Origin of the sequence: Staphylococcus sp. GDX8P80P (genome assembly GCF_017893095.1) — a bacterium.
Taxonomy (GTDB): domain Bacteria; phylum Bacillota; class Bacilli; order Staphylococcales; family Staphylococcaceae; genus Staphylococcus; species Staphylococcus borealis.
This window is the reverse complement of record NZ_JAESMI010000017.1, coordinates 34,786-48,043: the sequence shown is the minus strand read 5'-3', so window position 1 is coordinate 48,043 and position 13,258 is coordinate 34,786. Positions and strand designations below refer to the sequence as shown.

General features: G+C 33.7%; 17 protein-coding genes, 1 pseudogene and 1 other annotated feature. Of the genes and pseudogenes, 17 read left to right on the top strand and 1 reads right to left on the bottom strand.

All coding sequences use genetic code 11. The annotated features are described in order from the left end of the window. Positions 1-23: 23 nt before the first annotated feature. The 6 genes and pseudogenes from KA858_RS02175 to KA858_RS02150 all read left to right on the top strand — a co-directional run bounded on the left by KA858_RS02175 (position 24) and on the right by KA858_RS02150 (position 5,855). On the top strand, positions 24-1,109 hold the full coding sequence (locus tag KA858_RS02175; RefSeq protein ID WP_000867968.1) for a tyrosine-type recombinase/integrase: 1,086 nt from the start codon (positions 24-26) through the stop codon (positions 1,107-1,109). After that, the gene (locus KA858_RS02170) at positions 1,106-3,004 is read left to right on the top strand and encodes a tyrosine-type recombinase/integrase (RefSeq protein WP_210134891.1); all 1,899 of its coding nucleotides are present in this window, start codon (positions 1,106-1,108) and stop codon (positions 3,002-3,004) included. The genes KA858_RS02175 and KA858_RS02170 overlap by 4 nt, the downstream gene beginning before the upstream one ends. Beyond that, complete coding sequence (locus KA858_RS02165; protein WP_000517973.1) at positions 3,005-3,388, top strand: DUF6262 family protein; 384 nt, start codon at positions 3,005-3,007, stop codon at positions 3,386-3,388. Positions 3,389-3,704: 316 nt separating this feature from the next. Next, complete coding sequence (locus KA858_RS02160) at positions 3,705-5,279, top strand: Vga family ABC-F type ribosomal protection protein (RefSeq protein ID WP_000698182.1); 1,575 nt, start codon at positions 3,705-3,707, stop codon at positions 5,277-5,279. Between the two features lie 75 nt (positions 5,280-5,354). After that, positions 5,355-5,495, top strand: a pseudogene (locus KA858_RS02155) (JAB domain-containing protein); the annotation flags it as partial. Between the two features lie 78 nt (positions 5,496-5,573). Further along, positions 5,574-5,855: a hypothetical protein gene (locus KA858_RS02150; RefSeq protein ID WP_210134890.1), complete on the top strand. Its 282-nt coding sequence runs from the start codon at positions 5,574-5,576 to the stop codon at positions 5,853-5,855. A gap of 56 nt (positions 5,856-5,911) precedes the next feature. Here KA858_RS02150 and KA858_RS02145 read toward each other — a convergent pair whose 3' ends face one another. After that, positions 5,912-6,091: a hypothetical protein gene (locus KA858_RS02145; RefSeq protein ID WP_053029580.1), complete on the bottom strand. Its 180-nt coding sequence runs from the start codon at positions 6,089-6,091 to the stop codon at positions 5,912-5,914. A gap of 165 nt (positions 6,092-6,256) precedes the next feature. On the opposite strand from KA858_RS02145, the gene KA858_RS02140 reads away from it, so the two are divergent. The 11 genes from KA858_RS02140 (at position 6,257) to ruvB (ending at position 13,245) form a co-directional block, all read left to right on the top strand. Then, complete coding sequence (locus KA858_RS02140) at positions 6,257-6,733, top strand: DUF4930 family protein (protein ID WP_053029579.1); 477 nt, start codon at positions 6,257-6,259, stop codon at positions 6,731-6,733. 80 nt (positions 6,734-6,813) lie between these two features. After that, complete coding sequence (locus KA858_RS12770) at positions 6,814-6,939, top strand: hypothetical protein (RefSeq protein WP_107629785.1); 126 nt, start codon at positions 6,814-6,816, stop codon at positions 6,937-6,939. Between the two features lie 197 nt (positions 6,940-7,136). Next, a complete protein-coding gene (gene mreC, locus KA858_RS02135; RefSeq protein WP_070854914.1) occupies positions 7,137-7,973 on the top strand; it encodes a rod shape-determining protein MreC in 837 nt (278 codons plus the stop codon). Further along, positions 7,973-8,482: a rod shape-determining protein MreD gene (gene mreD, locus KA858_RS02130; RefSeq protein ID WP_210134889.1), complete on the top strand. Its 510-nt coding sequence runs from the start codon at positions 7,973-7,975 to the stop codon at positions 8,480-8,482. The genes mreC and mreD overlap by 1 nt, the downstream gene beginning before the upstream one ends. Before the next feature lie 46 nt (positions 8,483-8,528). Further along, positions 8,529-8,604: a sequence feature (ribosomal protein L21 leader region), on the top strand. A 13-nt stretch (positions 8,605-8,617) separates the two neighbouring features. Next, positions 8,618-8,926: a 50S ribosomal protein L21 gene (gene rplU / locus KA858_RS02125; RefSeq protein ID WP_002448968.1), complete on the top strand. Its 309-nt coding sequence runs from the start codon at positions 8,618-8,620 to the stop codon at positions 8,924-8,926. Between the two features lie 3 nt (positions 8,927-8,929). Beyond that, positions 8,930-9,250, top strand: coding sequence for a ribosomal-processing cysteine protease Prp (locus tag KA858_RS02120; protein ID WP_210134888.1), 321 nt, complete (start codon positions 8,930-8,932; stop codon positions 9,248-9,250). A gap of 11 nt (positions 9,251-9,261) precedes the next feature. Beyond that, the gene (gene rpmA / locus KA858_RS02115) at positions 9,262-9,546 is read left to right on the top strand and encodes a 50S ribosomal protein L27 (protein WP_011275573.1); all 285 of its coding nucleotides are present in this window, start codon (positions 9,262-9,264) and stop codon (positions 9,544-9,546) included. 280 nt (positions 9,547-9,826) lie between these two features. Then, on the top strand, positions 9,827-11,119 hold the full coding sequence (gene obgE, locus KA858_RS02110; protein ID WP_053029575.1) for a GTPase ObgE: 1,293 nt from the start codon (positions 9,827-9,829) through the stop codon (positions 11,117-11,119). 11 nt (positions 11,120-11,130) lie between these two features. Further along, positions 11,131-11,586 carry an ACT domain-containing protein gene (locus KA858_RS02105; RefSeq protein ID WP_070854917.1) on the top strand — a complete coding sequence of 152 codons (456 nt, stop codon included), beginning with the start codon at positions 11,131-11,133 and terminating at the stop codon, positions 11,584-11,586. Between the two features lie 12 nt (positions 11,587-11,598). Beyond that, the gene (gene ruvA, locus KA858_RS02100) at positions 11,599-12,204 is read left to right on the top strand and encodes a Holliday junction branch migration protein RuvA (RefSeq protein WP_210134887.1); all 606 of its coding nucleotides are present in this window, start codon (positions 11,599-11,601) and stop codon (positions 12,202-12,204) included. Between the two features lie 51 nt (positions 12,205-12,255). Next, positions 12,256-13,245 (top strand): Holliday junction branch migration DNA helicase RuvB, encoded by a 990-nt coding sequence (gene ruvB, locus KA858_RS02095; RefSeq protein ID WP_075108336.1) that lies wholly within the window; start codon positions 12,256-12,258, stop codon positions 13,243-13,245. The last annotated feature ends 13 nt before the right edge of the window (positions 13,246-13,258 follow it).

Below are 13,258 nucleotides of genomic sequence, written 5' to 3'. Positions count from 1 at the left end.
GTATTCAAAGTGGGGGAGGAAAAATGAAAGTGCAAAAAATAGTAGTGGATAATAAAGCTTATCCACTATTTATATTGCTTGATGAACAATTTGAAGTAGTTGAACCGGTTATGAGCTTCATTAAATATCTAGATAATACTAATAAGTCACCCAACACTATAAAAACATATTGTTACCACCTAAAGTTATTTTATGTGTTTATGCAGCAAAGAAAAATCTCGTTAGACGAAATTCAGTTTGACGAGTTGGCGAATTTTGTAGGATGGTTACGTAACCCCACAGAAAACGCGAATGTTATTGACATTCACCCAAAAGAAGCTAAAAGAGAGGAATCTACTGTTAATGCTATTCTTAATGCCGTGATTAGTTATCTAGAATATTTGAGTCGTTCTGGTGGCTTTAAAATGCTTGATTTGTTCAATGAAACACGAGGCAGAAACTACAAAGGATTTCTCCATCATGTGAGTAAAGGAAAGCCATATAAAAGAAACGTATTGAAGTTAAGGGAAAAAAAGAAAATGATTAGGACACTAAATCATTCAGAGGTAAAAGAAATCGTAGAAGCCTGTCACACCCTCAGAGATAAATTAATCATAATGCTTATGTATGAAGGTGGGATGCGAATAGGAGAGGTTTTGTCTCTAAGACTGGCAGACATAGTGACTTGGGATAATCAGGTTCACATAACACCTAGAGAAGAAAGTCTGAATGGAGCTTACATAAAGCTTAGAAAAGAAAGAGTAATCCATGTTAGCAAAGAGTTAATGGCTCTCTATACAGACTATCTTGTGCATGAATACTACGATGAATTAGAGCATGATTATGTATTTATAGCATTAAAAGAATCGCATTTTGGGCAGCCTTTAAAATATCAAAGTGTACTCGATCTCGTTCGGCGGTTGAATAAAAGAACAGGTATTGTGTTTACACCTCATACGTTACGCCATACCCATGCGACAGAACTGATTAGAAATGGTTGGGATGCTGCTTACGTCCAAAAAAGATTAGGACACGCACAGGTTCAGACCACTTTAAACACATACGTCCACCTCTCTAACCAAGATATGAAAGAAGAATTTAAAAAGTATCTTGAAGGGAGAGATAAATGACGATGAATACCAAAAGAAAAATTATAAGCTCTGTAGCAATTGGTAAAAAAATAGCAGAAATGAACAGCAAATTAGAAGGATATTGGGCTGATGATAGATGGGATATCAGAAAGTGCCCACTACCTTCAGCAATCGAACTTTCTAAAAGCCCATCTTTAAGAAACCGATGGGTAAATTTTGACCGAGTTGAAAATTTGTGGTTAAGAACCGAATTGAAATTCTTTTTCTATTACCACATGACCAATGAGGTTTGGAATGCTAAAACCGTGTGGATTAGAAAAGGAACTGTAATTAATAAAATGTTGGGTTTCTTAGATATGAAATATCCTCACATAGAGTCAATCACAGAAGTACCAATTGAAAAAGCTATGACTGAATACAGGACTTACTTAGTAGAGCAAGGAGTCAGAATAACAACTACCAATCACAAGCTAAATGCCAAACAAGAAAGAATCACAGTAAAGGCAAATTCATACTATGTGACAAATCTTAAGCAGTTTATGGAGTTTTATGAAGATTATTATTTTGACGGAGAAGAATGGGAAAAGGATGTTTGGGATAGAAGAAAAATGAATCTACCTTCTGATAAAGTCAATCCCACTCAATATGAGTATCTCGTATCTTTCAAAGAGATTCCTAGTATTTATTACAGAGAGCTGACAAAACGATATTGCAAGCTCAAATTAAACACCGTGAGCTTTTCTCATGTAAGCGATATCGCAGGCAGGTTGAAAGAGTTTTTTGTATTTCTTAATAAAAATTATAAACATTTAACAAGACTTCATCAGCTTACCCGAGAGCAAATTGAACACTACTTGGCAGAACTGAATAAATCAGGAATTAAACCGAGCACTTTAATAGGGAAAATATCGGTTTTGGACGGTTTCTTTACTACAATTCAGAAGTTTGATTGGAATGACGTTCCTTCAAAGATACTAGTTTTCCAAGAAGATTATCCTAAGGTACCGAAAGCAACACCGAGATATATTGATGAATACGTTTTGGAGCAATTAAACAGTCATTTAGATGATTTACCTGCTTATATAGCAACTATGGTAATGATCATTCAAGAAGGTGGTGTGAGAATCAGTGAGTTGTGTACTTTGAAAAGAGATTGCCTTCTCGAAGATAAGGAAGGTGATTACTTTTTAAAATATTACCAATGGAAAATGAAAAAAGAACATACTATTCCGATATCGAGAGAGGTAGCTGGTCTTATTAAGGCACATGAAAAGCATGTGTCAGAGGAGTTTGGTGGATGTGAATACCTCTTTCCTCGTAAAGATGGCTCTCCATTGAAACAGGATACTTTTAGACGGGAACTAAACGAGCTGGCACATAAGAAAAATATCGTGGATCGAGCAGGAAGCGTTTTTAGATTCCACGCACACGCATTTCGGCATACCGTTGGTACAAGAATGATTAATAATGGCATTCCTCAACATATTGTCCAGAAATTTTTAGGACATGAAAGCCCGGAAATGACGAGCAGATATGCCCACATTTTCGATGAAACATTAAAGGAAGAGTTCTCTAAATTCAAAGAGACGCTTGTGACAAATCAGGGCAGCATTATTGACATAGAAGAATCCGAAGAAGCCAATAAAACTGATCTTCAATGGTTCAAGAAGAACATTAACGCTCAGGTATTGCCCAATGGCTATTGTCGACTCCCGATAATCGCTGGTCCTTGTCCTCACGCCAATGCTTGTTTAGACTGCACACACTTCTGTACAAGCAAAAAGTTCTTATCGCAACATAAAGATCACTTAGCTCATACTAAGGAATTATTAGCTATCGCAAAAGAGAAACAATGGCAACGACAGATTGAAACCAATTCTCGTGTACAAGAGCGACTAGAGCAGATAATAGGCAGCTTAAAGGAGACGGAGTAAATGGGGAAACAATCAAGGAATACTGATAAGATTATTCAACTGGCAAAAGAAAAAAGTCACAATACCAGACTAAATGTAGAAAAGATAATTTCAAAAATGTCATTAGAAGGCAAAACTATAAATTTTAATACAGTAGCTGCAGAAGCAAAAGTCTCGAAATCTTGGTTGTATAAAGAAAGTGATATAAGAAAACAAATTGAAAATATCCGACATCGCCAACTCAATGGAAAAAGATTGAACTCTACGCCTATAAAGAAAAATAAAAAATCAGAAGAAATACTTATCAAAACGCTAAAAGCGAGGATAAAAGAATTAGAGGAAGAAAATGGTCAATTGAAAAATCAAGTTCAGAAATTATATGGTGAGCTTTATTTTAAAGACTAGAAAGAATACTCTGACTTAAACATTTGACATTTCCCCGTCATTTGTTTAAGGTAAACTTAATTAGACGAAGGAAAGGGTGAACCAACTACATGATTAACTAATCCTATTTTTGAAAGTAAACAATCGAAGGTGTTTGATTTACAAATGATGTTTTATTTGTGCTGCCTTCAATTGTGATCTTCAGGATAGGATTAAATTTCTGTAGTTGGCTCTAAAAGAGTCTTTTTTAGAGTACATCTATATTGATTTATGCCTCCTATTCTGAATGAATTAGGAGGCATTTATTGTCTCCGATTATTTTTAAGGGGATGATAATATGAAAATATTGTTAGAGGCTCTTCGTATAAAACACTATGTTCAAGATCGTTTACTGTTGAACATAGATCAATTACAGATTTATCAGAATGACCGAATTGGGTTAGTTGGTGGAAATGGCAGTGGAAAAACAACGTTACTTCACATATTGGATGAAAAGCTTTTTCCTGAAGAAGGTACTGTAACTCAGTATTCACGGTGCGAACTCATTCCACAATTGAAACATATGGAAACAACAAAAAGTGGTGGTGAAGTAACACGAAAATATATTCAGCAAGCACTTGATAAAAACCCAGAACTGTTACTAGCAGATGAACCGACAACTAACCTTGATACAAATTATATAGAAAACTTAGAGCGAAAATTAAAGGACTGGCATGGAGCATTTATCATCGTTTCACATGATCGTGCTTTCTTAGATACTCTTTGTACGAGTATATGGGAAATCAAAGACGGGGGTATAACCGAATACAAAGGGAACTATAGTGACTATATTGAGCAGAAAGAATTAGAAAATCGCCAAGAGCAATTAGCACATGAAAAATATGAAAAAGAAAAGAAACAGTTAGAAGAGGCCATAAAGTTAAAAGAAGAGAAAGCTCAACGAGCTACTAAGAAACCGAAAAATATAAGTTCATCGGAAGCAAGGCTAAAAGGAGCGAAGCCATACTTCGCAAATAAACAGAAGAAGTTACGGAAAACGGCAAAAGCTCTAGAAACTAGACTGGATAAGCTTGAAAAGGTAGAAAAAACAAAAGAACTACCCCCACTTAAAATGGATTTATTGAATTCAGAGACTTTTAAAAATCGGATTATACTCCGTGTTGAAGATGTTTCGGGTGTAATTGAGGAACGAGTATTGTGGAAAGCAGCTAGTTTTTACGTTCGAGGAGGAGATAAGCTGGCAATTATCGGCTCTAACGGTACGGGCAAGACCACCTTTATTAAAAAAATTGTTCAGGATAAGCCAGGTATTTCATTTTCACCATCTGTTAAAATTGGTTACTTTAGCCAGAATCTAGACATATTAGAGCTCGACAAGACTATTTTAGAAAACGTCCAATCTTCTTCACGGCAAAATGAAACTCTTATTCGAACCATTCTAGCGAGAATGCATTTTTTCAGAGATGATGTTCATAAACCAGTAAATGTCTTAAGTGGTGGAGAGCGAGTTAAGGTAGCACTAACTAAAGTGTTCTTAAGTGATGTTAATACGTTAGTATTAGATGAACCAACAAACTTTCTTGATATGGAGGCTATAGAGGCGTTTGAATCCTTATTAGAGGAGTATGAAGGAAGCGTAATTTTTGTCTCCCATGATCGTAGGTTTATCGAAAAAATAGCTACCCGAATCATGATGATTGATAATAAAGAAATTAAAATATTTGAAGGAACATATGACCAATTTAAAGCTAAACAAGCTAGGGAGGAAACACGGGATATAAAAGAGGATAAAAAACTTTTACTTGAAACAAGGATTACTGAGATACTCAGTCGATTGAGTATTGAACCTTCGGAGGAATTAGAAAAAGAGTTCCAAAACCTAATTAACGAGAAAAGAAATTTAGATAATTGAATCACTTTAAGGACATGTCTTTAAAGTGTAAAGGTTATTACAATCGGCTTTTTTATGGATTACTCTTGATATCAAGTTACACCTTCTAAAGAAGACATAGCAACTACTATAAGATTAAAAGATTGCGGTGAATTATTAGGGATTCAAGTCCTGGATCATATTATTATTGGAGATCAGAAATATGCAAGTTTAGTGGAAGAAGGTTATTTTGAATAAGTTAGTTTAAAGAATGATTTGTTTTAATGATTAATCATCTTGTATAATTGTGTTTGAAAAATTTTATAGAGGTGTTTTATGACATTATTTTTAATCATTGGGATTTTGATACCAGTTATATATGTTTTAAGACTTACAATTAAAGAATACACTATTGGACTTAAAGAAATGCTTGTCACAGTTGTTCTTTCAATGATAGGCATTGTGATATTTACTGTACTAGGCGTGTTGATTAGTGGCCAAGATATAAATATTGCTACATTAATTTTAGCTTCGTTAATTACAGGGGCGATATGGGGGATATTACTATCTAGCATATATAAATTATTTAACTATCTAAGACATACATTTCGTAAATAAAAACTAGCCTTTGCAATATCAATTTGATAAGTGATAATGCATAGCTAGTTTCCAATTTATTGAATATAGGCGGATAATACTTGGAAATTTTCCATAATCCAAAGTATACCTTGATATCCTAAATATAATCCTAATAGTATTAAGGCTGCAGATATTACAAATCTAAGAATTGCAAAACCAACCCTAAATAGCAATATCACAAGTAATGCAATTAAAATGATACTCACAATACTCATTATCAACACTCCTCATGAATATCCATAAACAATAATATAGTTATATTATAAAACATTCTTGATTAATTTGGTATCATACTTTAGTGCATACCATTTTCATGCTTAAGACTGATGATGTGACAACGGTCATTTATAATAATATGGAATACTATTGGAGGGTATTTAATGCGATTTTTACTTAGTATTATTAAAAATATCATTGCAGTCATAGCTATTATTTGTATTATATATTTTGCATTAAAATACGCACCATTTTTAAGAGATCAAGATTGGAATCCAATTAATCATCCTATTAATAATGAGCAAGTCAGTAACGCACCAAATAATTTGAATCGTCCACAAAATATTCCGGCTAATGGTAAGCATTATGAAATCCAAGATAATGATATTTTACAAAATATACCAGCAAGTCAAACTAGAAATGTATTTAAATATTTGGATAAAAAAGAGTTTATGGCGGTTTCTGGTCTAGGTAGAATGGGATATAATGACAATTATTTAGCAGGTCAACGCGATGATGAATTCATTATTTATAAATTTGGTAGTGATCATATTAAAGTATATCGAACTGAAATAGAAATGGAACAAGATTTAAATGCGCTCGGTCAATATATTGAATTAAGACCTTTTGATGCATATTAATTAAGTTTTCATAATTGAACTCGCTTATTTTCTGCGTTATGGTTATGTTATAAACTAAATTTCGAAGGTTGGTGTGATGAATGTCTGAACAATCTAAAGAAAAACAAGCAAATGAACAAGCTAAAGCGCAAAATCTTTTCGCGAAATGGAGAAAAGATGAAAAACTTTATAGTGATGATGATAAAAAAGATAAAGACAAAAAGTAAAATTAATTTCAAAATGAGTTTGATGAGTAAGATTAGATAATATAGGCTAAGTAACACGTTTCGTATTAGTCTAGTTATCTAATCTCTTTTTTATTTTAAGATGATACTATAGAATAAACTTAGTGCTTTATTTAAGACTCCGAGTAATATAAAATATTATAGGATGATTAAAATTAGAATTTATAGAGGTGTTATGAGTGCAAAAGTTTTTCAAAAATAACAAATTAATTGTTGTTTTTTGTGCGGTTATTATTTTTATTGCACTGATTGGTTTGTCATTAAGATCGCAGACGCAATCACCTCCTGAACAATATGTGGGGGATTCCGTTTCTCTTGGACAAAGAGTCGTGAGCTATCCTGTCAATTTTGTTACTGGAGCGATTAATAATCTTTTTAGCTCAAATAAAACAACTGATAATAATAAAGTGAAACAGCTAGAGGCTAAAAATGAAAAGCTAGAAGCGGAAAATAAAGATTTAAAAAAAGAATTAGATATGACTGACATTTCTAAATATGATCCTATTTCTGGTGCAGTAATCGCTAGAAATGCAGATCAGTGGATGAATACAGTTATTATCGATAAAGGTAAAAAAGATGGTGTTAAATCTAATATGGCTGTTATGACCGCTGAAGGTTTAGTTGGAAGGGTAACGAAAGTCAACCAATTTTCAGCTCAAGTAGACTTATTATCAACGAATACAAGAACAGGTAAATTGTCTGTTAATATTCAACATGATTCTAAAAATGTGTTTGGCTTAATCGACCATTACGATAAAAAGAATCAGGAACTTGTGATTGGAAATATTAATAATAAAGATAAGATTTCAAAAGGCGATAAAGTTGTTACAAGCGGATTAGCTGATCAATTGCCAAGTGATTTATACATAGGTGAAGTTACCAAAGTTGAGAATGATGAGTATGGATTAGCAAAAGAAGTGAGCGTTAAGACGGGTGCCAATTTATCAGATATTAGCCACGTTTATATTGCCAAAAAAGATCCTGACAATGGTACGGATGAAAGCAGGGACAATTGATGAGAGTATTGTGGTACTTAATTGTTGGCGTTGTGTTGTTTTACATCGACAGCATCATTGGACTTGTGATACCGATGCATTTTGGTCATTTTGAGTTTAATCTTATCCCACACTTAATGTTATTGTATATTTTGTTGTTAACAATTTATCGTGGCTTCGGTTTAGGATTAATCTTTGCATTATTATTTGGAATTGTAACGGATGTTTATACCGGTAGTGTATATGGTTTATATATGTTTGGTTACTTAGCACTCGTGGTTATTTTCGATAAATTCCTTAACGTTTTTTATCGAGATTATACTATGGTTTTTGCACTAAGTATTGCAAGTATCATTGTGTTTGAGATTTATATAGCAATGATATATGGTGTAATTGGGTTCGTAAATATTGATATCATTAATCTTATTTTATTGAGATTAATACCAACGATAATAATGAATATCTTATTGTTAATAATTCTATTTCCTATATTTATGAAATTAATGAAAAAAACACAAAATCAAGATTGACACATAGATGTAGTAATGGTAAGATGCAGTAGTTGAGTAGTTTTATAGCTACATACAACCGCTCAAATATAGGTTTAAGAACATTTCGATGTCACCTATATATGGCGTGACTTATAATTATAGGAGGTGCAAAGTATGTTTGCTATTATCGAAACAGGCGGTAAACAAATTAAAGTAGAAGAAGGTCAAGAAATCTTCGTTGAAAAATTAGATGTTAATGAAGGTGACTCATTCACATTTGATAAAGTTTTATTTGTAGGTGGCGATTCAGTTAAAGTTGGTGCGCCAACTGTTGAAGGTGCTACAGTTACTGCTACAGTTAATAAACAAGGACGCGGTAAAAAAATCACTGTATTTACGTACAAACGTCGTAAAGACTCTAAACGTAAAAAAGGCCATCGTCAACCATACACTAAATTAACTATTGATAAAATCAACGCTTAATCTATGATTACTGTTGATATTACTATTAATGATAGTGGAAAAGTAACTGACGTTATCATGGATGGTCATGCTGATCATGGTGAATATGGTCATGATATTGTTTGTGCAGGTGCATCAGCGGTTATATTTGGAAGTGTTAATGCGATTCTAGGTTTAACGACTGAGAAGCCAGACATTGATTATGAAGATGACGGAGGTCATTTTCATATCAGAAGTGTAAATACAAACAATGAACAAGCGCAACTAATTCTTCAAGCGATGTTAGTTTCTTTACAAACGATTGAAGATGAATATAATGAAAATATCAGATTAAATTACAAGTGAGGTGTATCCCGATGTTAAAATTAAACTTACAGTTCTTCGCATCTAAAAAAGGGGTAAGTTCTACTAAAAACGGTCGTGACTCTGAATCTAAACGTTTAGGTGCTAAACGTGCTGACGGTCAATACGTTACAGGCGGTTCAATTTTATACCGTCAACGTGGTACTAAAATTTATCCTGGTGAAAATGTAGGTCGTGGTGGCGATGATACATTATTCGCTAAAATCGACGGCGTTGTTCGTTTCGAACGTAAAGGTCGTGACAAAAAACAAGTTTCTGTTTATGCAGTAGCTGAATAATTTTGTCTAGTTAACGAGGCTGGGACAGAATAATAAGATAATGCTACTTCGCAAATTCGCAGTAGCTGACTGAATTGAGAAAGTGCTTAAATCAAGCTTTTCTCAGTTCTAGTCATCCTTGCGGGGGTGGGACGACGAATTTAAAAGAATTCTGTCCCACCCCCGTTTTTATTTTGTTTTTATACAATTTAACTAACTTTATTGTGTTAGTTTTTTATACTTTAATGGATAATGATATAATATTGTCATTGAAGAACAAATAGTAAAAGAGGTGAGATATATGTTTGTCGATCAAGTTACAATATCTCTTAAAGCCGGTGATGGTGGTAATGGTATCACAGCTTATCGAAGAGAGAAATATGTCCCATTTGGTGGACCTGCTGGTGGTGACGGTGGTAAAGGCGCATCAGTAGTTTTTGAAGTAGATGAAGGTTTAAGAACATTATTAGATTTTAGATATCAACGTCACTTTAAAGCAAAAAAAGGTGAAAATGGACAAAGTAGTAACATGCATGGTAGAGGTGCCGAAGATTTAGTGTTAAAAGTACCACCTGGCACGATAATAAAAAGTGTTGAAACGGATGAAGTTTTAGCAGACTTAGTTGAAGATGGCCAACGCGCTATAGTTGCTCGAGGTGGACGTGGTGGACGTGGTAATTCTCGATTCGCAACGCCTAGAAATCCGGCGCCTGATTTTAGTGAAAATGGTGAACCTGGTGAGGAATTAGATGTTACATTAGAACTTAAATTACTTGCTGATGTTGGATTAGTAGGATTCCCCAGTGTAGGAAAATCAACGTTGTTATCAATCGTTTCCAAAGCTAAACCGAAAATTGGTGCCTATCATTTCACTACGATTAAACCGAATTTAGGTGTTGTTTCAACACCAGACAATAGAAGTTTTGTAATGGCTGATTTACCAGGTTTAATTGAAGGTGCTTCCGACGGTGTTGGATTAGGACATCAATTTTTAAGACATGTTGAACGTACAAAAGTAATAGTGCATATGATAGATATGAGCGGATCAGAAGGCAGAGATCCATATGAAGATTATCAAATCATTAATAAGGAATTAGTTAATTATAAGCAAAGATTAGAGGATAGACCTCAAATCGTTGTAGCTAACAAAATGGATATGCCTAACGCAGAAGACAATCTAACGCTATTTAAAGAAGAAGTAGATAAGGATGTTGTAATCATTCCTGTCTCAACGATTACACGTGATAATATTGATCAATTGTTATATGCGATAGCGGATAAATTAGATGAAGTTAAAGATATTGACTTCAGCGTCGATAATGACGAAGAAGTAGGTGTTAACCGCGTACTTTATAAACATACGCCTTCACAAGATAAATTTACTATTACGCGAGATGATGATGGCGCTTATGTTGTCAGTGGTAATGCTATTGAAAGAATGTTCAAAATGACGGACTTCAATAGTGATCCTGCAGTTAGAAGATTTGCTCGACAAATGCGCTCAATGGGTATTGATGATGCATTGAGAGAGCGTGGTTGTAGTAATGGAGACATCGTTAGGATTTTAGGTGGAGAATTTGAATTTGTAGAATAGGAGTGCTAACAGTGGACAACAAAGATTATAAAAAGTTTTATTTGATACGAGAAGATGTTTTACCTGAATCAGTGGTTAAGACATTAAAAATTAAAGATGCTTTAAAAAATAATCCGGAATTGTCCATTTATGAAGCAGTTAAATTATTCGATCTTTCCCGGAGTGCATTTTACAAATATAGAGAAACCATATTTCCTGTAGATGAGAAAATGCTAGACCATCGTGAATTTACACTCATCCTTTATGTAAATGACATAGTAGGAATGCTGGCACAAGTACTGAATACTATTTCTAAACTACAATTATCTGTACTTACAATTCATCAAAGTGTACCTATGGAAGAGAAAGCTACGATAACGCTATCTTTAAGCGCCCAAAATACTACGATTTCAATTGACGAAATTATTAAAGCTTTACGAAATATTGATCATGTTTCTAAAGTCGAATTAATCAGTATGAGTATGTAAGGAAGGTTAATAATGTACGCTTATATTAAAGGGAAATTAACACAATTATTTCCAACTCACGTAGTTGTTGAAACATCGAATGGAGTAGGGTACGAAATTCAAACACCTAATTCTTATCGTTTTCAAAAATATTTGGAGCAAGAAGTAGTCATATATACTTCGTTGATTGTTAGAGAAGATGCAGAGTTACTTTATGGCTTCATCAATGAAGAAGAAAAAGATATGTTTTTAAGTTTGATTAAAGTAACAGGGATAGGCCCTAAATCTGCATTAGCAATTTTAGCGATAAGTACTCCAAATGAAGTTAAACTAGCCATTGAGAATGAAAATGACGCTTATTTAACGAAGTTTCCAGGTATAGGGAAGAAAACTGCGCGTCAAATTGTGCTTGATTTAAAAGGAAAAGTACAAATTACAACAGAAACAACTGAATCACTACTCAGTATCAATGAAAATAGTTCAAATAATGAGCAACTAGTGAAAGAAGCTTTACTTGCACTTGAAGCTTTAGGATATTCAAAACGTGAAATAGCTAAAGTTGAAAAAGTATTGAACAAATCATCATTTGATTCAGTTGATGAAGCAGTGAAACTCGGCTTAAAAACACTGGTATCTTAATTTTTTAAAAACAGAGACTAAACATTAACTAATGTAACTGGGGGAGAAAATATGGATGACAGAATGGTTGATCAATCTTTGCATAATGAAGAAACGTCTTTCGAGCTGTCACTTAGACCAACAAGATTAAAACAGTATATAGGACAATCTTCAATTAAGAATAATCTCGAAGTATTCATTAAAGCGGCTAAACTTCGTGAAGAACCATTAGATCATGTACTTTTATTCGGACCACCAGGACTTGGTAAAACAACGCTATCTAATATTATTGCAAATGAAATGGATGTTAATATTAGAACTGTTTCAGGACCATCATTAGATAGACCTGGTGACCTAGCTGCGATACTTTCTGGCTTACAACCTGGCGATGTATTATTTATTGACGAAATTCACCGTTTAAGTAGTACTGTAGAAGAAGTGTTATATTCCGCAATGGAAGATTTCTTCATTGATATTATTATTGGTAAAGGTGATGAGGCGAGAAGTATTAGAATAGACTTACCTCCATTTACGTTAGTTGGTGCAACTACACGAGCTGGAAGTTTAACAGGCCCATTGAGAGATAGATTTGGTGTTCATCTAAGATTGGAATATTATAACGAAAATGATTTAAAAGAAATCATTATCCGTACAGCAGAAGTTTTAAATACTAAAATTGACGATGAAAGTGCGACTGAATTAGCGAAACGTTCGCGAGGTACACCACGTGTTGCCAATCGTTTATTAAAACGTGTCAGAGACTTTCAACAAGTTAATGAAGATGAACAAATTTATATTGAAACAACGAAACAAGCTTTACAATTACTACAAGTAGATGCAGAAGGTTTAGATTATATTGATCATAAAATGATGAGATGTATTATAAATCAATACAATGGAGGACCTGTAGGACTGGATACAATAGCTGTATCTATAGGTGAAGAACGTGTAACCATTGAAGATGTCTACGAGCCTTTTTTAATTCAAAAAGGCTTTATAGAACGTACACCTAGAGGTAGAAAAGCCACTGCATATGCGTATGAACATTTCAAAAATTTTTAATAAATGAGGGAAT

Coding starts and splice junctions, on each gene's coding strand:
- KA858_RS12770 (WP_107629785.1), top strand. CDS start 6,814: ATGTCTGAACAATCTAAAGAAAAACAAGCAAATGAACAAGCTAAAGCG.
- KA858_RS02160 (WP_000698182.1), top strand. CDS start 3,705: ATGAAAATATTGTTAGAGGCTCTTCGTATAAAACACTATGTTCAAGAT.
- mreD (WP_210134889.1), top strand. CDS start 7,973: ATGAGAGTATTGTGGTACTTAATTGTTGGCGTTGTGTTGTTTTACATC.
- ruvB (WP_075108336.1), top strand. CDS start 12,256: ATGGATGACAGAATGGTTGATCAATCTTTGCATAATGAAGAAACGTCT.
- KA858_RS02120 (WP_210134888.1), top strand. CDS start 8,930: ATGATTACTGTTGATATTACTATTAATGATAGTGGAAAAGTAACTGAC.
- KA858_RS02145 (WP_053029580.1), bottom strand. CDS start 6,091: ATGAGTATTGTGAGTATCATTTTAATTGCATTACTTGTGATATTGCTA.
- KA858_RS02170 (WP_210134891.1), top strand. CDS start 1,106: ATGACGATGAATACCAAAAGAAAAATTATAAGCTCTGTAGCAATTGGT.
- obgE (WP_053029575.1), top strand. CDS start 9,827: ATGTTTGTCGATCAAGTTACAATATCTCTTAAAGCCGGTGATGGTGGT.
- KA858_RS02165 (WP_000517973.1), top strand. CDS start 3,005: ATGGGGAAACAATCAAGGAATACTGATAAGATTATTCAACTGGCAAAA.
- ruvA (WP_210134887.1), top strand. CDS start 11,599: ATGTACGCTTATATTAAAGGGAAATTAACACAATTATTTCCAACTCAC.
- KA858_RS02150 (WP_210134890.1), top strand. CDS start 5,574: ATGACATTATTTTTAATCATTGGGATTTTGATACCAGTTATATATGTT.
- rpmA (WP_011275573.1), top strand. CDS start 9,262: ATGTTAAAATTAAACTTACAGTTCTTCGCATCTAAAAAAGGGGTAAGT.
- KA858_RS02140 (WP_053029579.1), top strand. CDS start 6,257: ATGCGATTTTTACTTAGTATTATTAAAAATATCATTGCAGTCATAGCT.
- KA858_RS02175 (WP_000867968.1), top strand. CDS start 24: ATGAAAGTGCAAAAAATAGTAGTGGATAATAAAGCTTATCCACTATTT.
- rplU (WP_002448968.1), top strand. CDS start 8,618: ATGTTTGCTATTATCGAAACAGGCGGTAAACAAATTAAAGTAGAAGAA.